This window comes from Ferrovibrio xuzhouensis (genome assembly GCF_042648965.1).
Classification (GTDB): domain Bacteria; phylum Pseudomonadota; class Alphaproteobacteria; order Ferrovibrionales; family Ferrovibrionaceae; genus Ferrovibrio; species Ferrovibrio xuzhouensis.
The window spans coordinates 135,885-155,655 of the sequence record NZ_JBHRYJ010000005.1; the positions used below are offsets into that span (position 1 = coordinate 135,885).

17 protein-coding genes are annotated in these 19,771 nt (G+C 65.6%); 4 read left to right on the forward strand and 13 right to left on the reverse strand.

The features are described 5' to 3' along the window. Positions 1 to 26 precede the first annotated feature (26 nt). Positions 27 to 902, reverse strand: a complete 876-nt coding sequence (locus ACFOOQ_RS19320; protein WP_379729299.1) for an FAS1-like dehydratase domain-containing protein — start codon at positions 900 to 902, stop codon at positions 27 to 29. Positions 903 to 912: 10 nt separating this feature from the next. Then, positions 913 to 4,383: a hypothetical protein gene (locus tag ACFOOQ_RS19325; protein WP_379729300.1), complete on the reverse strand. Its 3,471-nt coding sequence runs from the start codon at positions 4,381 to 4,383 to the stop codon at positions 913 to 915. A 600-nt stretch (positions 4,384 to 4,983) separates the two neighbouring features. On the opposite strand from ACFOOQ_RS19325, the gene ACFOOQ_RS19330 reads away from it, so the two are divergent. Both ACFOOQ_RS19330 and ACFOOQ_RS19335 read left to right on the forward strand, forming a co-directional pair. Beyond that, complete coding sequence (locus tag ACFOOQ_RS19330) at positions 4,984 to 6,897, forward strand: ribonucleoside-diphosphate reductase subunit alpha (RefSeq protein WP_449265824.1); 1,914 nt, start codon at positions 4,984 to 4,986, stop codon at positions 6,895 to 6,897. 234 nt (positions 6,898 to 7,131) lie between these two features. Further along, positions 7,132 to 7,674: a PAS domain-containing protein gene (locus tag ACFOOQ_RS19335; RefSeq protein ID WP_379729302.1), complete on the forward strand. Its 543-nt coding sequence runs from the start codon at positions 7,132 to 7,134 to the stop codon at positions 7,672 to 7,674. Between the two features lie 60 nt (positions 7,675 to 7,734). Here ACFOOQ_RS19335 and ACFOOQ_RS19340 read toward each other — a convergent pair whose 3' ends face one another. Continuing rightward, positions 7,735 to 8,091 (reverse strand): SPW repeat protein, encoded by a 357-nt coding sequence (locus tag ACFOOQ_RS19340; RefSeq protein WP_379729303.1) that lies wholly within the window; start codon positions 8,089 to 8,091, stop codon positions 7,735 to 7,737. A gap of 328 nt (positions 8,092 to 8,419) precedes the next feature. Between ACFOOQ_RS19340 and ACFOOQ_RS19345 the strand changes: the two genes are divergently transcribed. Further along, positions 8,420 to 9,400 carry a fatty acid desaturase gene (locus ACFOOQ_RS19345; protein WP_379729305.1) on the forward strand — a complete coding sequence of 327 codons (981 nt, stop codon included), beginning with the start codon at positions 8,420 to 8,422 and terminating at the stop codon, positions 9,398 to 9,400. Positions 9,401 to 9,406: 6 nt separating this feature from the next. Here ACFOOQ_RS19345 and ACFOOQ_RS19350 read toward each other — a convergent pair whose 3' ends face one another. After that, the gene (locus ACFOOQ_RS19350; protein WP_379729307.1) at positions 9,407 to 9,994 is read right to left on the reverse strand and encodes a TetR/AcrR family transcriptional regulator; all 588 of its coding nucleotides are present in this window, start codon (positions 9,992 to 9,994) and stop codon (positions 9,407 to 9,409) included. A gap of 151 nt (positions 9,995 to 10,145) precedes the next feature. Between ACFOOQ_RS19350 and ACFOOQ_RS19355 the strand changes: the two genes are divergently transcribed. After that, positions 10,146 to 10,364, forward strand: a complete 219-nt coding sequence (locus ACFOOQ_RS19355; protein WP_379729308.1) for a hypothetical protein — start codon at positions 10,146 to 10,148, stop codon at positions 10,362 to 10,364. 12 nt (positions 10,365 to 10,376) lie between these two features. Here ACFOOQ_RS19355 and ACFOOQ_RS19360 read toward each other — a convergent pair whose 3' ends face one another. The 9 genes from ACFOOQ_RS19360 to ACFOOQ_RS19400 form a co-directional block, all read right to left on the reverse strand. Continuing rightward, on the reverse strand, positions 10,377 to 11,903 hold the full coding sequence (locus ACFOOQ_RS19360; protein ID WP_379729309.1) for an amidohydrolase family protein: 1,527 nt from the start codon (positions 11,901 to 11,903) through the stop codon (positions 10,377 to 10,379). Between the two features lie 25 nt (positions 11,904 to 11,928). Then, entirely contained in the window at positions 11,929 to 12,750 is an 822-nt protein-coding gene (locus ACFOOQ_RS19365; RefSeq protein WP_379729310.1) for an ABC transporter permease, read from the reverse strand. Next, positions 12,740 to 13,510 (reverse strand): ABC transporter ATP-binding protein, encoded by a 771-nt coding sequence (locus tag ACFOOQ_RS19370; protein WP_379729311.1) that lies wholly within the window; start codon positions 13,508 to 13,510, stop codon positions 12,740 to 12,742. The genes ACFOOQ_RS19365 and ACFOOQ_RS19370 overlap by 11 nt, the downstream gene beginning before the upstream one ends. Before the next feature lie 21 nt (positions 13,511 to 13,531). Further along, a complete protein-coding gene (locus tag ACFOOQ_RS19375; RefSeq protein ID WP_379729312.1) occupies positions 13,532 to 14,518 on the reverse strand; it encodes an ABC transporter substrate-binding protein in 987 nt (328 codons plus the stop codon). Positions 14,519 to 14,809: 291 nt separating this feature from the next. Continuing rightward, positions 14,810 to 15,649: an intradiol ring-cleavage dioxygenase gene (locus ACFOOQ_RS19380; protein WP_379729313.1), complete on the reverse strand. Its 840-nt coding sequence runs from the start codon at positions 15,647 to 15,649 to the stop codon at positions 14,810 to 14,812. A 508-nt stretch (positions 15,650 to 16,157) separates the two neighbouring features. Beyond that, a complete protein-coding gene (locus tag ACFOOQ_RS19385) occupies positions 16,158 to 17,216 on the reverse strand; it encodes a TniQ family protein (protein ID WP_379729314.1) in 1,059 nt (352 codons plus the stop codon). 100 nt (positions 17,217 to 17,316) lie between these two features. Then, positions 17,317 to 17,730 carry a hypothetical protein gene (locus ACFOOQ_RS19390; protein WP_379729315.1) on the reverse strand — a complete coding sequence of 138 codons (414 nt, stop codon included), beginning with the start codon at positions 17,728 to 17,730 and terminating at the stop codon, positions 17,317 to 17,319. Between the two features lie 17 nt (positions 17,731 to 17,747). After that, positions 17,748 to 18,707 (reverse strand): TniQ family protein, encoded by a 960-nt coding sequence (locus tag ACFOOQ_RS19395; RefSeq protein ID WP_379729316.1) that lies wholly within the window; start codon positions 18,705 to 18,707, stop codon positions 17,748 to 17,750. Next, positions 18,704 to 19,759, reverse strand: a complete 1,056-nt coding sequence (locus tag ACFOOQ_RS19400) for a TniB family NTP-binding protein (RefSeq protein ID WP_379729317.1) — start codon at positions 19,757 to 19,759, stop codon at positions 18,704 to 18,706. The genes ACFOOQ_RS19395 and ACFOOQ_RS19400 overlap by 4 nt, the downstream gene beginning before the upstream one ends. Positions 19,760 to 19,771: the final 12 nt, after the last annotated feature.

The window sequence follows — 19,771 nt, forward strand, 5'->3', positions numbered from 1 at the left end:
CCATGGCCATTCAGCGCCAAAAAGCGTCAGCCGAAGGTCGCCTCCGCCGTCATCGCCAGCGCGTCGTCGGCATCGGCGATCCACAGGCTGAGCGCCGCATCGCTCAGCACCTTCGCGCGCAGGCGGAACGGCCGGCCGTCGGTGACCGGACGGCGGCCGCGGAACGCGAAGCCCTGCAGGCTCTGGCCCGGCCGCAGGGTACAGGCGAAGTCGCACAGCAGGGTCGCCAGCAGCGGGCCGTGCACGACCAGCCCGGCATAGCCCTCGACCTCACGGGCATAGTCGCGGTCGTAGTGGATACGATGGCCGTTGAAGGTGAGCGCCGAATAGCGGAACAGCAGCACCGGGTCGCCGGTGGCTGCGTCTTCCCACGCGTGGTCGGCCGGCGCCGGTTCGGGCGCCGCGAGACCGCCGCCGCTGCCGGGCGTCTCCTCGCGGTAGACGATGTCGTGGCGGTCGGTCATCGCGAGGTCGCCGGCATGGTCGAAAATCTCGTGCCGCACGGTGACGAACACCAGCCGGCCGCTGCGGCCGCTTTTCTCGGCGATAGCCTCGATCACCGACAGCCGCCGGACCGGCTGGCCGAGCGTCAGCGGCCGGTGCAGGTCGATGCGGCTGCCCGCCCACATGCGTCGGGTGGCGCTGCCGCCCCAATGGGCGCCGATATCGGGCAGGAAGCCGCCCAATGCCGGATGGCCGTCGCGGCCGAGCCGGTCGCGCGCCACGATGTCCCAGAAATACAGCCAGTGCCTGAGCGGCGGCAGGACACCGCCGTCCTGCAGGTCCACAGTCGGCTCGCCGAGCGCAGCCGCCAGGGCCACGCAGCGTTCGGTCAAAACGAGATCGGCGGCTTCCTGCGAGCCGCCGACCCAGTCTTTGAGGTCCGGTATCCGGTCCGGCATTCAATCCCCGTCAGTGGCGGGCCTTGCCGACCGCCTCGCGCAGCAGCAGGTAGACCTTGCCGATATCGGCCGTCACGAAGGCCGAGGTCAGCAGTTCCTCGTGCTCGACGCCCTTGGCGCCGGCCAGCACGCGCTCGAATTCGGCGACGTAGCGATCCGTGAAATCGCGGAACTCGCCGTTCTCCTGGTACTTGCCACGGATCTTGTCGAGGTCGCGCTGGTCGATCAGCTTGCGGGTGAACAGGCCGCGCTCGCCCTTGTAGTAGCGGCGCCACAGGTCTTCCGACAGGTCGCGGTTGAGCAGGCGGGTGATGTCGATGGCCATTGAATTGAGGTGGCCGGTGATGAAGGCGGCGGTCTTGAGGAACTGCTCGCCGCGCAGCGCCTGGGTCGCCTTGCGCAAGGCCTCGGCCTCGACGCTGGCGGTGCGCGCGGCTTCGGCCAGGGCCTTCGAATCCGCCTTCAGGCTGGCCTCTGCATTGGCCGCCTCGCTGGCGGCGCGGGCCGCGGCCGAGGACAGCTCCTGCGCCCGTTTGGCCAGCACTTCCGCCGTCTCGGCGGCGCGCGCGGTGGCGCGGTCGGTGACGGCGCCGAACTCGTTGCCGGTGCGGGTCAGCCGCTCGCCGATCTCGGTGACCTTCTCGCTGAGCCGGCCGGCACGGGTATCGACCTCGTCGGCCTGGCGGCGGAAACCGTCCGACATGCGGTCGGTCTGCTTCATCGCATCCTCGACGATATTGGCCAGCTCGCGGGTGCGGTTGCGCAGCAGTTCGCTGGCATCGTCGATGCGGCCCGAGGCATTGCCGACCGCGAGGTTGATCTCGCGGGCACGGGCATCGAAGGCCGTGCCGACCTGGTCGACGCGGCTGACTGCCTCGTCGGAGATGCGGGCGACCTCCTGGGCCTGGCGGCGGAAGCTGTCGCCGATATTGGCGGTCTTGAGGATCGCCGCGTCGGAGGCTTCCGAGAGTTCCTGCACCCGGCCGCGGAAATTCTCCCGGATATTCTCGGCCTGGCGGCTCAGTTCGGTGCTCAGTTCGGTCAGTGCGCCGGCCTGCTCGTGGATGGTGCTGCGCAGTTCCAGCGTGCGGTCGACCACGCTGCCGGCGGCGGCGCTGAGCTGCGCCGAACGTTCCTGCGCGGTGTCGCCGGCGATGACGATGCTGGCGGTCGCCTTCTCGGCCACGGCGTTCAGCGCCGTCGCCTCGTTCTGCGCCTTCTCGCTCATGCCGACCAGCGCGGCGCTCTGTGCCTGCGCCGTCTCGGCCAGCCGCGCCATCGCATCGGCGACGCCGACGGCAAGATCCTGCAGGTCCTTGGCCCGCGCCTGCGCCGCGTTGCCGGCAAGCTGCGCCTCCATGGCGGCGCGCTCGGAGGCGGCGCTGAGCGCATGGGCCTGGGTCTGCGCGATCTCGCTGACCTGATGCAGCCGCTGGGCGGTGCGCTCGGCAGCGGTCTGCAGCTGCACGGCATCCTGGCCGGCGCTCTCGCCGGCCGACCGCAGCCGCTGGGCGGTGCGTGCCGCGGCCTGGTCGAGGCTTTCGATCTGGTCGCGCATCTGGTCGCCGGACTCGTTGATCTGCCGGGCCAGCCCGCCGATCGAGACTTCCATCTGCATGGTCTGGTCGCGCAGCTGGCCGCCGGCCAGCCCGATCTGGTCCTGGGTGCGCTGGCTCGCCTGCGCCAGCAGCGCATTGGCCTGGGTCATGGTCTCCTGCACCTGGGCGGCCATCGCCAGGGCGTCGCGCCCGGCCTGGCCGAGGCTTTCGACCCGCGCCTTCACCGTGTCGTCGGCCTCGCCCATCTTGGCCAGCGCGCGCCCTGCCGTCTCGTCGAGGCTTTCGGCGCGCTGCTTCAGATCGTCGCCGGTGCGCATGGTGCGTTCGGCGATCTGCTGCAGGGTGCTGCCCATGTTGGCGGCCTCGCGGCGTAGCGCGTCGCCGGCCTGCGCCAGCCGCTGGTCGGCCAGTTCGGCGGCATGGCCGAGCTGGTCGGTCTGGTGGCGCACCAGGTCGCCGGTCAGCTTGAGGCGCTGTTCGGCCTGGGTCGCGGCCTCGGCAAAGGCCTCGGCCTGGCGGCTGGCCGACTGGCCGGCCTGGTCCAGCGCGCCGGTGCGGGTGCGCATGTCGTCGGCGCCGATGCGCAGGCGCTCGACCACGCGGGCACCCTGCTCGTCCAGTGCCCCGACCTCGGAGCGCACAGTCTCGCCGATATCGCGGATGCGGCCGATGGTGGTGCTGGTCGCCTGCTCGATCTCGCGCACGCGTTCGCGCAGCACGGTGCCGGCGGCCTCGGCGCTGCCGATCACCTTCTCGCTGGCAGCGGTAAACATCTGGGTCTCGCGGCCAAAGCTCTCGCTGGCGGCGGTGGCGCGCGCCACGGTGATCTCGGCCGCCGTGGTGATCGTCTGGGCGGATTCGACGAAGCTGGTGCCGATGCGGCCGGCCTCGCCGCTGGCACGGCTGACCGCCTGCTCCAGCGTGACGATCTTCTGCTCCAGCGCGCCGGCGATCTGCTGGGCGACCGCGGCGGCCCGCTCGACGGCCTGTTCCATCAGCTCGCCATGGCGGCGCGACAGTTCTTCGACGCGGTCGTTCTGGAACTGGATCGCCGAGGTGATGCGGGCGATCTCGGACGCCTTGTTCTGGAAGATGCCGCGCGCCGTCTCGACCTCGCGGACGATCACGTCGGCGGCCTGCAGCAGCACCTGGGCCTGGGTCGACACGGTCTGGCCGATGCCGTTGACCTTGGCGTTCATCTCCTCGCCGACCTTGGTGGCGGCCTGCAGCAGCACACTGCTCTGCTCCTCGAACTGGCCGGCCAGCCCCTTCACGGTGGCGTCGAGGTCGCGGTTGACCTGCTCGGCGGCGGCGACGAGCTGGCGCGACGAGTTGCTGAGCGTGCCGGAGAGCTGGCGGGTATGGTCGGAGACCGTCTCGCCGGCACTGGCGGCGGCGGCGAGCAGCGCCTGCTGCTGGCCCGACATGGTGTCGCCCAGCGAGGCGATCTGGTTGGTGGCGACCTGGGCGGCCTCTTCCATCTCGCGCGCCTGACGGCGCAGCGCACCGGACAGCGCCGAGACGCGGCGCTCGGCTTCCGGGGTGGGGTAGCTGAGGTCGAGCAGCACCTGATGCAGGGCCGCCGCCTGGCGGCGGACCGCGGTGCCGCGCCACATATTGAGCAGCAGCAGCCAGAGGAAGGCGAGCGGTGCCGCACAGCCGGCGATGAAGGCGCCGAATTCATGCGGCAGCATGTGCCACAGGTTGCTCCAGCCGACTGCGTTCTGCACATAGAGAGCGCAGGTCGCGAGCCAGATGACGGTGAGACTGCCGCCGATGCCGACCAGCAGGTAGCGCCGGCGTTCCAATGCCGGCAGGCCGATCAGCTCGCCCGCCTCGGCTTCGGCGCGCTCCATGGCGGCCTCGCTGGCCGGCCTCGCGGCATTGGCGGCCATATCGGCCCGCGGATGTTTGATCAGCATCGCAACCTCCCCCGCCGGGCCGGACCCCTGTCCGTGCCGGTCGGATCGCGTAAGACCCGCATTGAAACACCAAATCCCCCGGCCACAAAGCGCGGCGCGGCCCCTGTGCATCACGGGTCGCGGCCGGTTGCGGCCGGCGCCGGGGCGAATCTCCCCCGACGCGGAACTGTCCGTCGTAACCCATAGACCGGATTGGTTAACGCCCGCTTGCGACGAAAGATGCCCCCGCGTCACCCGGAAAGGTTATCCCCGCTATCCACAGGCAGATTTTTTATCCCACGGCCATCGTGCGCGACACGGCATAAAACCGGGGGGCTCACGCTGCAGCCGACTCGTCAACCCGTTTTTTTGCAGGGTGATGGCATACATCGTATTGACGGTCCCTTAACCGTCAGTACCATATGTAGTGTTCGTTGACCTGTTTCGTTTGGATGTCGCGCCGCTTCCCAGTGTTGTTTTTTACCGGTTTTCCGGGGAGCGAAGAGGGCGGGTGCGCGATACCCGACAGGTTTTGACGGCGGTTTTTGGATTCATATGTCGGCTGGCGCTCTGCGACCACAAAATGTGGTGCCTGCCGCGATAACGAGGGGAAGCAAACCCGTGCTGAACACTCTGCAGACTGAACGCGGCATCCGCATCGACGTCGACCGCAGCCGCGACCGCCTCCTTACCGATTTCGGCAAGGCCACGCTGGACGACCGCTACCTGCTGCCCGGCGAGTCCTACCAGGACCTGTTCGCCCGCGTCGCCAGCCATTATGCCGACGACACCGCCCACGCCCAGCGCATCTACAGCTATATGAGCAAGCTGTGGTTCATGCCGGCGACCCCGGTGCTGTCGAACGGCGGCACCAGCCGCGGCCTGCCGATCTCCTGCTTCCTCAACGAGGCGAACGACAGCCTCGACGGCATCGTCGGCCTGTGGAACGAGAATGTCTGGCTGGCGGCCCGCGGCGGCGGCATCGGCAGCTACTGGGGCAACCTGCGTTCGATCGGCGAGAAGGTCGGGCAGAACGGCAAGACCTCGGGCATCATCCCCTTCATCCGCGTGATGGACAGCCTGACCCTGGCGATCAGCCAGGGTTCGCTGCGGCGCGGCTCGGCCGCCTGCTACCTGCCGATCGACCATCCGGAAATCGAGGAGTTCATCGAGATCCGCCGGCCGACCGGCGGCGATCCGAACCGCAAGGCGCTGAACCTGCATAACGGCATCCTGATCTCGGACGCCTTCATGCGCGCGGTCGAGAACGACGAGATGTGGGCCCTGCTCAGCCCGCATGACCAGACCGTGCAGCGCACCGTCTCGGCACGCGCGCTGTGGATTCGTATCCTGACCGCCCGCATCGAGACCGGCGAGCCCTACATCGTCTATATCGACCATGTGAACCGCGCCCTGCCCGAGCATCACAAGCTGGCCGGCCTCAGCGTCAAGACCTCGAACCTGTGCAGCGAGATCACCCTGCCGACCGGCATCGACCAGCACGGCAAGCAGCGCACGGCGGTCTGCTGCCTGTCGTCGCTGAACCTCGAGTACTTCCATGAGTGGAAGGAGCATCCGCTGTTCGTCGAGGATTGCCTGCGCTTCCTCGACAACGTGCTGCAGGACTTCATCGACAAGGCGCCCGACAGCATGTCGAAGGCACGCTATGCCGCCGAGCGCGAACGCTCGGTCGGCCTCGGCGTGATGGGCTTCCACTCCTTCCTGCAGGCCAACGGCGTGCCGTGGGAAAGCGTGATGGCCAAGGTGTGGAACCGCACCATCTTCAAGCACATCAAGGACGCCGCCGATACCGCCTCGCGCAAGCTGGCGGAAGAGCGCGGCCCCTGCCCCGATGCCGCCGAATACGGCATCATGGAGCGCTTCTCGCACAAGATGGCGATCGCGCCGACCGCGTCGATCTCGATCATTGCCGGCGGCGCCAGCCCGGGCATCGAGCCGAACGTGGCCAATGCGTTCACCCACAAGACGCTGTCGGGCTCATTCTCGGTGCGCAACCGCTATCTCGAGACCGTGCTGGAGCAATACGGCAAGAACGACGACGACACCTGGTCGTCGATCACCACCGGCGGCGGCTCGGTGCAGCATCTCGACTTCCTGTCGGATGACGAGAAGGCCGTGTTCAAGACCGCCTTCGAGATCGACCAGCGCTGGCTGATCGAGCTGGCGGCCGACCGCACGCCGTTCATCTGCCAGGCGCAGAGCCTGAACGTCTTCCTGCCGGCCAACGTGCAGAAGCGCGATCTGCATCAGATCCACTTCATGGCCTGGAAGAAGGGCGTGAAGAGCCTCTACTACTGCCGCTCGATGTCGATCCAGCGCGCCGAAACCGTGTCGGGCAAGTCGATCGCCGATGCCAATGTGGTATCGATCCCGTTCGGCGGCCGCGTCAACGACGGCGAACGGCCGCAGAAGATGCCGGAGATCGCGCCGGAACTGCCGCTGGCTGCCGCCGCGACGGCTTCAGGCGGCCCGCGCGAAACGGTCGATTACGATGAGTGCCTAGCCTGCCAGTAACAGCAGCCAAACGGGGTGAGTATCGACGGCCCGGGAGCAATCCCGGGCCGTTTTCGTTGGCGCTGCAAAGCGGTCGCAGCTCCCCGCAGCGGCTGCGCCGCGCGGCAAGGCACGGACAGCGCCGTGCGTTACCGGCTATTTAGCAGAATCCGCGACGGGTTACCGGCTGTGTACCTGCGCAGGCATCCCCACGGGGGCCATGTTGCTGTCGTTATGGAAACAAGGACAGCCGCAATGACCAAGACAGCTTTCGCCCGCACGCCCAGGATCGGCGACAACGACATCCTGGTGTGCAAGACCGATCTGCAGGGTGCCCTGACCTACGCCAACGACAGCTTTGCCCAGGCCTATGGCTATGGCGAACGCGACCTGATCGGCCAGCGCCACAACTTCCTGCGCCATCCCGAGATGCCGCGCAGCATATTCGCCGCCATCTGGCAGCGGCTGCAGGCCGGCACGGAAACCTTCGCCGTCCTGAAGAACCGCAACAGCGACGGCGTGGACTACTGGACCTTTGCGCAATTCTCGCCCTGCCGCGATGCGGCTGGCCGGGTGACCGGCTACCACACGGTGCAACGCGGCATCAGCCCCGCGGCGGTGGCGGAAATCGCACCGCTGTACCAACGCCTGCGCCAGGCGGAGATTGCGGCCGGCGACGACGAGCCCGGCCTGCAGGCCGGCAACCGGATGCTGGACCATCACCTGGCCGGGCGCCACCAGGATTACGACGAATTCGTGCTCACGCTGGTCCTGCAGTACGAACCGCAGGCGGCCTGAGCCGCTTTTTCCTCCCCGTGTTTCCTCCCGCCTCGGCCCGGCTTCGTCCGGGCCGTTTTTTTACCGGCGGGCACGGGAGTCCCAGATTTCGATCCCGGCAACCGCCGCGACGAGAATGCCGATGCCCAGATGGCTCAGCCGCGCCGGATCGTAGATCGCGAAACCCAGCAGCCACGGCGACAGGATCAGCCAGATGCCGAGCGCGGCATTGATCCAGGCTTCCCAGCGGTCGAGCAGGGTCAGCGCCAAGGCCGACAGCGCAAAGACCAGGAAGCCGATGATGACGGCATTCATGGTGGCGCCCTCGAGTCCCGCATAGCCGAGCAGCCAGGGCGACGCCACCATGGCGATGCCGAACACCATATTGGCCCAGTCCTGCCAGTGGCGGGTTTCCTCGTGGTGGGTGATATGGACCATGACGCACCTCCTTCCGGACGTGTGTCCGGTTTGCCTTCCGGACATGTGTCCGGTTTGCGCGGTGCATCGGCCAGGATGGCGTACTGCGGGCCGACCCGGCCCTTCCCCCCGTGCAGCGATGCACGGCGTGACTCTGAACTAGGGTCGCTTCTGTTGTTATTCCAGAGAGTTAGGGCAAAGTCGTGGCAGGCCGTCGGAAAGTTCCGCGACCCGATGACGGTTTTCCGGGGAAATCAGCCATGGGGGCCGGCGGCGGAAAGGACGATTGACTCTTTTCTTAATAACTATACGAATAGTACAGTTATTAGCCGGACGACGCAGGATACCCATGAGCGACGCGCCGATGAGCGAGACACCGATCCGCGAGGCCCTTGCCCCCGAATACACCGCCGGCCAGCGGCCGATCACGCCGCTGCAGTTGCGCGACCTGTCGGGCAAGAGCAATGCGCCGGCCTTCGTCCGCGTGCTGCTGCAATACCTCCTGATTGCCGTCACCGGCGCGGCGATCTGGCAGGTGAAGACGCAGGTCGGCGGCCTGTGGGCCCTGCCGCTGGTCGTGCTGCAGGGCTTCCTCGTCTCGTTCCAGTTCATGCTGGTGCACGAGACGGCACACCGCACCGCTTTCCGCAGCCGCTGGCCCAACCTGCTGTTCGGGCATATCTCCGGCGCGGCGATCATCCTGCCCTACGAATATTACACCCAGTTCCACTGGGACCATCACCGTTACACCCAGGATACCGCGCAGGACCCGGAACTGGTGTTCCGCGATCCGCCGCGCTCGTTGCCGATGCTGATCTTCGCCTTCTCAGGCATCACCCAGGTGTTCAAGCGGCTGGCGCTGATCCTGCGCCATGCGATCACCGGACGGGTCACCGTGCCCTGGGTGCCGGAGGCCAAACATCGCCAGATCGTCGCCGAGGCGCGGCTTTACATCCTCGCCTATCTGGCACTGGCCGCGGTCTCCGTCGTATTGCACAGCACCTTGCTGCTGTGGGTCTGGATCGGGCCGATCCTGGTCGGCCAGCTGATGCTGCGGCCCTATCTGCTGTCGGAGCATACCGGCTGCGGGCATACACGCAGTGCTTTCGAGAATACCCGCACCACGTATACCAACGCGCTGATGCGCTGGTTCACCTGGAACATGCCCTATCACGCCGAGCACCATGCCTATCCGTCGGTGCCCTTCCATGCCCTGCCGGCGCTGAACCGGCTGGTCGACGACCGCATCCAGCACAAGGGCGATGGCTACCGGAAGGTCGTCCGCGGGGTCTGGGCCTTCATGCGCGACCGCATGGCGGCCACTACCTGACGCGCCTCAGCGGCCGGTCAGTACCGAATCGACCAGGGCGCGGGCATAACGCGGGGTAACCGCCCGCCAGCCGAACAGCGACTGGTAAAACAGCGTGCCATAGATCCGGTCATAGAGATCGGCGGCCGCCACGCCCGACCGGATCGTGCCCTGCGCCTGGCCACGCCGGATCAGGGCGACGCCAAGCTGGCGGCGGGCGGCGAGGTAACGGTCGGCAAACAGGGCCGCCGTGCCCGCCGTGGCGATGCATTCGGCAATGATGGCGCGCTGCACCCGCCCGAAATCCTCGTTCAGCAGTTTCGCGTAGCCCGCCGCATGGTCACGCAGGATGGCGAGCGGCTCGCCCTCGTCGGGCAAAGGCAGCAGCGCCGCGGCCTGGCGCAGGAAGGCATCGATCAGCAAAGCCTCGCGCGACGGCCACCATTTGTAGATCGTCATCTTCGAGACCTGCGAATCGCGGGCGATGGCATCGATGCTGGCGGCACCGAGCCCCTCGCCGGCGGCAAGCCGGTAGGCGGTCTGCAGGATGGCGGCTTCGGATTCCAGCGAGCGCGGCCGGCCGCGACGGGCCGGTGGCTTGGTCTTTTCGGTCATGGCGAATAGAAGCCATGGCGCCGGGTTCCGGTCAATGCGGCCGGGTGACGCGAAAGTGACCAGACCGCAGGTTCAGGGGAGGCCGGCCAGACGTATACTGACCGGACTGGGATTTGCAGCCATCAGCAGCAGCACTAGGCTTTGCCCGGATATGGAATCCTACACGGCCGACATTGTCTTCTGGGCTGCCCTGTTCGGCATGGCTGTTCTGTCCTACTTCCTGGACATGCTGTGCTGCCGCCTGCTGGCGCTGTTCCGCCTGTCCGACGGCGCGCGGCGCATGATCCGCATCCTGTTCGGCGTGATGCTCGCCGCCATGTCGCTGATGGTCGCCTTCTATATATCGACCTTCGTCATACTCAGGCTGTAACCGCCACCGCCCTTAGCTCTGGCCGAAACGGTGGGCGCCGAGCGGCGCGCCGTAGCGGTGGATGTGCAGCGGCTCGTGGCACAGGCCGCTGCAATAACTGCTGACCGTCTTCTCGAGTTTCCGGTACAGCGCCGCATGCGGCTTGTTCAGCTTGGCCAGCCGCGCACGGGCAGCCTCGGCCTGTTGCGCCAGTTTGGCCAGGCTGACATTCACCAGCTGGCGGTTCTCGACCATCATTTTCCCGCCCACCATGACGGAATGCACGGCCGTGCCGTCTTCGGTATGCACGAGCTGGTTGACCGGATCGTTGAACGGAATCCAGTTGATATGGTCGAGATCGAGGAAAACGATATCGGCCTTGTAGCCCGCCGCGATGCGGCCGATCTTGCCCTGGAAGCCGAGCGCCCGCGCGCTGCCTTCGGTGGCAGCGGTGACGACCTGCTCTGTCGTCAGCCAGTCGGCGATATCGGGCCCGCGCACCTTGGAGACCAGCGAGGCCAGCCGCATCGCCTCGTACATATTCTGGTTATCGGCACAATTGGCGCCATCGGTGCCGATGCCAACATTGACGCCGCGCCGGATCATGCCGATCACATCGGCCAGGCCGCTGCCCAGCCGCATGTTGCTGCCCGGATTATGCGCCACCGAGGCACCCTTGCTGCCCAGCAAAGCCATGTCGTCATCGTCGAGCCAGACGCCATGGGCCACGGTGAAATCCGGTCCCACGGCGCCGAGATCGTCCATGTGGCGGGTCAGGCTCTTGCCATACAGCTTGTAGCCGGCGATCACCTGCGTCTTCGATTCCGACACATGGGTATGCAGGCCGACACCGAAATCGCGGGCGATCTTCACACAATCGGCAATGAAGGCATCCGAACAGTGATGCGGAATGGTCGGCGCGATGGCCGGCCGCACCAGGTCGGTATCGTGCTGCCAGCCCTTCAGTGCCGCGCGGATGTTTTTCACGCTCAGCCTGTAGGGCGCGAGGCGGTACTGCTCGACCTCTTTGCGCAGACCGGGCGACAGGCGCTCCATCAGGCCGGGGACAGCCTCGTAGAAGGATTTGTCGGCCACCATCGGCGCCACCACGGCGCGCAGGCCGGCATCGGCATAAGCCCGGGCGCAGGCCGCCAGACCATCCACTGACGGCAGCGGGAATTCGACGGTGAGGTCATAGACCGCCGTGCAGCCCTTGAGCAAAGCCTCCGCCGCGCCGATCAGGGTGGTGAGGTATTTGTCCTCCGCCGTGCGGTTGCCGGTCATCATCGGTCCGGCGGTCAGCAGCAGTTCCAGGGTCCAGCGGTCGCCCATGCCCTTGGCGAGATTGCCGTGCCCGTGGGTATGCGCGTTGACCAGCCCCGGATGCAGCAGCCGGCGGCTCGCGTCGATGACGGCGGCATCGGCCGGCGCCGCCATGCCGGGCCGGCCGATCTCGAGGATGGTATCGCCGGTGATCAGGATATCGGCCGGCTCCGCCCGGTGTTTTGCGACATCCAGCAGTCTGCCGCCCCGGATGACCGTCGTCTTGCGCTTTGCCATAGCAGGCTTCCTCATTGCTTTCCGCTCATGCCTTCTCGTTGCCGTTCGACCACGGGACCAGGATGCGTTCGATGACCACCACGACCTGGAACAGCACTATACCCATGATCGACAGCAGAATCAGCGCGCCCCAGGCCAGCGGTACCTTGAAGAAGGCGGTGGCGCTGATGATCATGTAACCCAGCCCGCGATCTGCATTGACGAATTCGGCAACCACCGCGCCGACCACGGCCAGCGCGATTGCCGCCTTCAGGCCGCTGAATACGAAGGGCATGGCGAATGGCAGGCGGATGCGGGTCAGTTCCTGCCATCGCGAGGCCTTGCAGGCCCGGCCCAGTTCCATCAGTTCGGGTGGCACGGCCAGCAGGCCGGCCGCGCAGGACAGCACCAGCGGGAAAAACGCGATCAGGAAGGTGATGACAATGCGCGGCAGCTCGTTGGCCCCCAGCAGCACGACGAGGATCGGCGCCAGGGCGACCTTCGGGATCGACTGGGTCAGGATCAGCACCGGATAGATGGCGTTGGCGATGGTGCGCGAGGCGGTCAGCGCGACAGCCAGCGGCAGGCTGATCGCCACCGAGACCAGAAAACCGGCCAGCACGGTGATCAGCGTGGCTTCGCCATGCACCAGCACCTGCTTGCGCATCTGCCAGGTCTCCGCCCAGATGGCACTGGGGCTGGGCAGCAGATATCCCGGCACGGCAAAGACCCGGCAGGCGATTTCCCAGAGCATGACCAGGACAGCAATCACCACCACGGGCAGCCAGATTTCCTGCGTCCGGCGCAGCAGTGACGGCCGCCGGCGCATCGGCGCCAGGGTAGTGGCAACGGCGGGATCAGGCTGCACGGGCGCCCCGCCGGCCGAAAATGAGTTCGCGGATGCGGGAGGCGCATTCGTGGAAGTCATGGCTGCCCTCCTGGTCGAAACTGCGCGGCCGCGGCAGCGGCACGTCGATCACCTCTACGATCTGGCCCGGCCGCGGCGACATGACGACCACCCGGTCGGCCAGCAGGACGGCCTCGGAAATCGAATGTGTGACGAAGACGATGGTCTTGGGCCGCTCTGTCCAGATGCGCAGCAGCTCAAGCGTGAGTTCCTCCCTGGTCAGGGCATCGAGCGCACCGAACGGTTCGTCCATCAGCAGCACCGAAGGATCATGCAGCAGGGCCCGGCAGATCGCCGCCCGCTGCTGCATGCCGCCGGACAATTCGCGCGGATACTTCCCTTCGAACCCGCCCAGACCGACCAGCGCCAGCAGCTGGCGCGCCTTGTCGGTGCTTTCCGGCCGGATCTTGCCCATCAGGCTGAGCGGAAACAGCACATTGTCCTTGATCGTGGCCCAGGGCAGCAGGGTCGGCGCCTGGAAGACGATGCCGGTATCGTCCCGCGGGCCGGTCACCCTGGCGCCGTCGATGGCAATCTGCCCGCCGCTCAGCGGCAGCAGGCCACCGATCATCCGCAGCAGGGTCGACTTGCCGCAACCGGAGGGACCGACCAGGGCGATGAACTCGCAATCGCCGATGGTCAGCGAGGCGTCTTTCAGCGCGACGATCTCTTCGCCGTCGCGCGTCGTGAACACCTTTGATGCGCGTTCTATTTCGATCATGGCCGGTCCCCCGTTCTGCGGTCAGTTGACGAGGCTGGTATCGACCGCCTGCCTGGGGTCCCACGACTTGTCGAGATGCTGCGCGTCGGCCACCGCCTTCCAGGTGAAGGCCAGCCGCTCGGCGGTCTCCTTGCCGTAGCCGATGGTCTTGTTGTAATCGGTGAAGACGAACTTCAGCGTCGCCTGCAGGCTGCCGATGCAATCGTCGAGCGCCACCTCGGGCACCTTCTCGATATGCGCCTTGCAGGCTTCTTCCGGGTTGGCCGCGGCCCACTCATAGGCCTTGCGGGTCGCCCGCAGGAACCGCCTGGTCAGGTCCGGCTTTTCCGCGATCGTCTTGTCGGTCGCGATAATGGTCGCGGCATAGATGGCAAAGCCCGTCTTCACGAAGGGCAGCACGACGATCTCCTCGCCGGCCGCCTTGGCCGCCTTGTTCTGGTAATACCAGTGGATCGAGTAGAACGGCGCCGCGTCGATATTCTTGGCGATCAGCTGCGCGCCCATCGCCGCGCCGTCCATGTTCACCCAGGTGATCTTGTCCGGATCGGCACCGGCCAGCTTTGCCACTTCAGGGAAATAGACCTGGTGCGAATTGCCCGGTGTCGTGCCGATCTTCTTGCCCTCGACCTGCCTGAAATCGGTGATGCCCGAGCTTTTCAGCACGAACAACGAATGCGGCGAATACTGGTAGTTGATGGCAATCGCCTTGACCGGCACATTGGCGCGCGCCCGTGCCGTCAGCACGGCACCCAGGTCGGCCACGCCGAAATCGGCGGCGCCGCCGGCAATCTTGGTCACCGTGTCACCGGAGCCATAACCGCGCGTGATGGTGACATCGATGCCTTCGGCGGCATAGATGCCCTTCTGCCAGCCGCCGTAGAACATGGCATGCTCGCCCGATGGCAGCCAGTCGGTCTGGAAGCGCACCTTGTCGGCAGCGGAGGCCGAGAACGGGAGCGCGGCCAGTGCGGCGGCACAGAACAGTTTCTGCATGGTATGCGTGATCATTGTCAGCCCTCTTTCATCGCCCTTTGCCAAGGGTCTGACGACGCATGAAACAGAAGCATCAAGGATCAGGCATCGCCGCCAGCGCCCGTCTGACAACGCTGGCGCAGAATCACGTCTCTGTCGCATAGCGATTTGACCCCCGCCCTTAACACACGGTTATGGACGAAGGGCAAAATGCCTATTGCATCGGCAGCGATGCCAGAATGTGTTCACAGTCGGGCTGGGGAAGTGCATGCACGCAGGGTCCTGCAACCTGTCGCATGCATCGCCGCGCGGTGACGCTGGCGCCGGTCACGCCGGATTCAGGACGAAATCGAACTGGCAAAGCCATTCGGCATCTGCGGTCGCGTTCCGTTTGAAATCGGCAATCAGGGAGGTTTTCACGCCGAAGACCGCATCGGAGTCGAGGTATGTGTCGCCGGCGACGAAAACATGCGTGGTCAGCCGGTCGAAGCCCGGCGCCGAGACCAGGAAATGCATATGCGCGGGACGCCAGGGATGGCGGCCGAGTGCGGCCAGCATCTGGCCGACCGGCCCGTCATCTGGAATCGGATAGGAGACGGGCTTGATGCCGATGAAGCTGTAGTGCCCGTCCGGCCCGGTGGTGAAGCGGCCGCGATTGTTCCAGTCCGGTTGCACGCCCGGCTGCTGCACGTCGTAGAAGCCATCCGCATTGTCGGACCAGACGTCCAGCACCGCCCCGGCGATCGGCCGGCCGTCGAGATCGAGCACCCGGCCGGTGAACAGGCAGCTCTCGCCCTTGCCGTCGCGGGAAATCCGGCTGCCCATCGGCAGCTCCGGCGCGCCGGCAACATGGAAGGGACCGAAGACGGTATTCTCCGTGGCATTGCCCGGACGGCGGTGATTGATCGCGTCGACCAGCATCGACACCCCCAGCGTGTCGGACAGCAGAATGAATTCCTGGCGCCGGTCGGAGCAGAGCTGGCCGGTACGGGTCAGGAAGCCGATCGCCGTTTCCCATTCCTCCGGTGTCAGCTGCACCTCCTTGACCAGGGCATGCAGGTGATTGACCAGCGCCGCCATGATCTGGCGCAGGCGCGGCGAGGACTCAGGGCTGATACGGCCATTCACGGTCTCGGCCGAATGCTGTTCGGTGAAATGGGCAGGCATGCGCTTCCTCCTCGCGGGGCCAGGTATTGTCCGCCGCGGCCCGGCTTCTTTGCTGCCACATCGTGTGCCAGGCGAAAAGCCGGACTATCTGATGGGCAGCATGTAGTTCGCCACAAAGACCGGATTCCCGCCCACCATAAATCAACGACTTAGCGGCCGTTTTGCCCCGCTACTTGGTCGCTTTTTGCCATGGAGTCTGTCACCCGGCGGGGTGCCGCGACACAGAGTTTGACACCTCGGATGCAGGACTCTGCAACCCATTGTTTTTATTGAATGGCGACCCGTCCCATTATCCGGGGGCGGGCAGGGAGTTCGAGCCCAATCACCCAGCCGCGGGTAGCCCAATGCCCTTCCTCGGCCGCGCAGGACGGGCCAAATACTGGATATAGCCAGTATTGGCCCGGATAAAGCTGGCCATATCCCGTATTTGGTCGCCGCAAATAGTGTATATGGCCCCCATTATCGACGCTAATAGTGTCTATATCCCCTATTTCGCCGTCCGAGGCGCTTATTCGAGGGCCTTCACCTCACCCCTGCTCAGCCTCTCCCTCATCTGCCCCTGCGACCCATGGCTGCTGAGCAGCCGCTCCTGCCCCTCCGGCAGCGCCTGGACGGCCCGGTCCAGTATCTCGGCGACCAGCGGCTTCTCAGCCCACCCGAGCGCATCGAAGCGTACCGTCTGGGCGATGTAGACCGCCCGCTTCTCGGCCCGACCGATAGCCATCGCCACCCCTTGCTCGAAGACGTCGGGCGCCTCGGAGAGTACCCGCAGTCCCGCGGACAGGAACCGGCTGACATAGAGGTCGGTCGACCGCTCGTTGCGGATGCTGTCCGGCCCATCGAGCTCGAACGCGGCGATATGCCTCCCGAAGGGGTCATCGGGCAGCCCCGCCCGTGAGGCATGGGCGAAGTAGCCGAAATGCCTGAAGAGGTAGCTGACCTCCGAGGGCGACAGCCCGGCCAGCAATGGCGGCTCCTGCTGCTGGACGCCCTGTATGGCGTTCAGGAGATAGGTCTGCCCCTCGAGCAATATCGATGGCACCGGTTCCTGAACGACCGACCGCAGGTCAAATTTGCACTTCCCGCCACACCGATGCAGGAATGGCGTCTGCCAGGTCAGGCCGGTTCCGCATCCAGGGCACTCATAGAGAAGCTGCGTCTTGTGCTCCGGACAGATGCGGACGAACCGGAATTCGAATGCCGCCTTGTGGTATCCGTGGTCCCGCAGGCAGCCGGGGCAGGCTCGGCGCGCCCGGTAAACCATAGCACGGCCAAAAGTGTCTTCCGGCTGCCGGTCTGAGCTGTTGGTCAAAGCCGAATGGTGCGCCTGCATCTCGGTCAGGCGCTCTGCGCTAACGCCGGTCGCTATGGCGGCGCGTCGAATGGCTGCTGCGTCATGGGGGCCATCGCCTACCGTGAGACCCAGGAAACCCGACATCTGCGCGCCAATCACCTCGAGGAGATTGAGCTCTCCCAAACGGGCGAGATAGCCATCGAGGCTTTCCTCTGGTTTGGGGACATCGCGAATGGTAAGGAGGCTGACTTCGATTTCTTCTGGCTTCGGCACCGGACCAACTCTTTGGCACAAGGATTACCAAGGACTCCTGAAATGTGAGTCCTTTTGTGCCAAGGATTTTGGCCGAGAAGGCTTGTGCCGGACAAGACCCTCAGATGCGCCGCAGCGGAATGATGTCGGCGGATGGCAACGGCTCGGATGCGCGCGCCTTGCCCGCGAAATGCAGGTCACGGCTCAGCCTGTCCACTCGACCAATGTAACGCGCCAGATCCACCGGCGCCTCAATATTGAAGCTATCCCACGCCTGAAGCCTGCTGTCGGCGACCAGCTTTGCGAAGCGCTTGAGCATCGTTTGGGTCGGCGGCCGCACACCGGCAACGGCAATCACATACGATGTTATTCCAGGTCGCCCCTGACCTGCCGCCGCATCCATTGAAAGGCACGCGCGGAAATGGTCTCGGAGTTCCTGGACCGTGCCGGGAAGCAGCAGGGACACGAAGCTGCCATCGGACAAACCCTCGGGCTTCGACTTCAACACGGTCAACATAACCAAACGCTGTTTCATACAATCCTCTCTGCCCATCACTGTGGGTGATCGGCATGCAAGGGACCGCAAAATTCCTTGGCCCGATGCTCACTACGGCCAGCTGCCAGAGAGCGCGCTGTCACCGCCGCGGACATCTCTCCCTTCAGGGGGCCTTGGTACCGGCGCCCAAGCCAACGGACGAATGGCCACTGCGCGCGGTCAGGCGGGAAATGCCTGTTCAGGTACTCGTTGAACCCGTCTGGCCAGTCCTGGAGCGCCGCCCATCCGATTTCCAGATCCTGCGCCCTTCTATCGAGGGACTGCCGCAGCGTCCGCTTATATGGCGGCTCGCACCGCCCTTGATTGCTCAACCACCCCAAGGTGGTCGCCAGCACCATGACCTCGGCGCCTCGCTCGGCGTCCACCCACAGCCATTCCAGCAGGTCACGGACCGCACCGGCGGCACTCTCGCTTACTGGCCTATGAGGCGACCGTCTGAGGTCCCCGCCGCACCGGCACGCGACCATCTTTCCCGGCCATCCGACCTCGTTACCGCATGCAGGGCACAAGCACGCCAGTGCCAGCTTGTGCCGATGACAGACACCAATCGGCAGAAGGTCCCAAGCCGCCCGGTGATACGGCACTTCTTCGAGGCATGCCGGACACCATCTGCGATGCTTGCTGTGGACCAGGGACCGATGAATTGGTCTCCCAAGCCAGGCAACGTGGGTGGAAGACACTCGCTGGTACTGCATGTACTGCAGCCGGTTCTCCGTCAGGCCACTGGCGGCCGCCAGTGCCGCCAGGTGCACGGGGCGTTCTGCAACCATATGAATTCCCGCTGTGGGAAGTCTGATGAGCCGGGTGAAGCTACAGACTTTGGTGAACCGGTTTTCCTCTGACAGGCGTACCAGCAAGCTCAGGATTGGTTCATCGTCTTCCGGGTGGACTCTCAGGGGCAGCCGGAACAATCCGGCTGCCCCAAAACGAGCCCCTTGGCTGACGATGTCCGTCACTCCGCCGCGTCAGCCGTGCCTGCCGACCCTCCCGCGAGGTGCTTGTACTCGGGCCTCAGGAACTCCGCGCCGTCATCGATGTCGAAGGGGTTGACCCAGTCCTTCCCCTTCGTCGCATCGCGCATCTCATAGGCCGTCCGGCTGATGAGAGCGTAGTCGATGCAGTCGAGGTTCCGGCTGATGGCCCGGGTTCCGAGCGCGTGGAGGAAGTCCACCGTCCGGCCGATCGTGCCATCGGAGAAATCGAGCAACCTGAGGCGCATTTTCTTGTGCGTCAGGTCGACGGTCACCGGAACCGGCAGCAGGGTCTGCAGCTTCGCCAGGATGGCCTTATAGTCAGCCATGTCCTGACCGCTTTGCTTGTCCATGGGCTCAATCACGAAATGCCCCAGGGACCGACGCATCAGCTGCAGGCTCTCGGTATAGATGGCCTCCGCGTCCGGGACACCGGACAGTACGAAGGACACGACACCGAGATTCAGCAGGGTCTTGATGTAGTCGGCGACCCGCGATACCCCGCCTTTGCTGCGGTGCTCGAGGAGATGCTGGAATTCATCCAGCACCACGACCTGCACCCGCTGCTCGACCAGGTTGTGCCTGACCCGCTCGGTCAGCGACGCCTCGGTGCCCTTGCTGCACAAGCCCTCGGGAACGCCCATGGCGCGCAGCATCTGCTCGGCCAGCATTTTTGGCGTGCAGGCACGGTGCAGGCCGACCACGAGAACCGGGACAATCGTTCGATTGTCGAGCTCGTACGGCAGGTGCATGTAGCGGAACTTGTCCAGCAGCGTGCTCTTGCCGACGCCGGGCTGTCCGGTCACCAGAAGACAGCGCGCAGGAGTTCCCCGCTGAGGCGTCAGGTTGCCCATCTCCAGCAGCGACTCCAGGGCAATCTGGATGTGCTCCAGCTTGGAGTAATTGAAGAAGAGGCTGCGCATTTCCGCCAACTTGCGGATGCGATCCATCTTCTCGGTGGCGGTGCCGCTCGCAGCGGCCCCGGTCTGGTCGGCGATGGCCTTTGTGGTGTCGGCCGGGTTGGTGGTGTTCGGCATGGTATGTCTCCT

Bases quoted from the DNA above. Each gene is read 5' to 3' on its own strand.
- ACFOOQ_RS19400 (WP_379729317.1), bottom strand. From the start codon at position 19,759: ATGCCGAACACCACCAACCCGGCCGACACCACAAAGGCCATCGCCGAC.
- ACFOOQ_RS19335 (WP_379729302.1), top strand. From the start codon at position 7,132: ATGACCAAGACAGCTTTCGCCCGCACGCCCAGGATCGGCGACAACGAC.
- ACFOOQ_RS19320 (WP_379729299.1), bottom strand. From the start codon at position 902: ATGCCGGACCGGATACCGGACCTCAAAGACTGGGTCGGCGGCTCGCAG.
- ACFOOQ_RS19360 (WP_379729309.1), bottom strand. From the start codon at position 11,903: ATGGCAAAGCGCAAGACGACGGTCATCCGGGGCGGCAGACTGCTGGAT.
- ACFOOQ_RS19390 (WP_379729315.1), bottom strand. From the start codon at position 17,730: ATGAAACAGCGTTTGGTTATGTTGACCGTGTTGAAGTCGAAGCCCGAG.
- ACFOOQ_RS19340 (WP_379729303.1), bottom strand. From the start codon at position 8,091: ATGGTCCATATCACCCACCACGAGGAAACCCGCCACTGGCAGGACTGG.
- ACFOOQ_RS19355 (WP_379729308.1), top strand. From the start codon at position 10,146: ATGGAATCCTACACGGCCGACATTGTCTTCTGGGCTGCCCTGTTCGGC.
- ACFOOQ_RS19325 (WP_379729300.1), bottom strand. From the start codon at position 4,383: ATGCTGATCAAACATCCGCGGGCCGATATGGCCGCCAATGCCGCGAGG.
- ACFOOQ_RS19345 (WP_379729305.1), top strand. From the start codon at position 8,420: ATGAGCGACGCGCCGATGAGCGAGACACCGATCCGCGAGGCCCTTGCC.
- ACFOOQ_RS19375 (WP_379729312.1), bottom strand. From the start codon at position 14,518: ATGATCACGCATACCATGCAGAAACTGTTCTGTGCCGCCGCACTGGCC.
- ACFOOQ_RS19370 (WP_379729311.1), bottom strand. From the start codon at position 13,510: ATGATCGAAATAGAACGCGCATCAAAGGTGTTCACGACGCGCGACGGC.
- ACFOOQ_RS19350 (WP_379729307.1), bottom strand. From the start codon at position 9,994: ATGACCGAAAAGACCAAGCCACCGGCCCGTCGCGGCCGGCCGCGCTCG.
- ACFOOQ_RS19380 (WP_379729313.1), bottom strand. From the start codon at position 15,649: ATGCCTGCCCATTTCACCGAACAGCATTCGGCCGAGACCGTGAATGGC.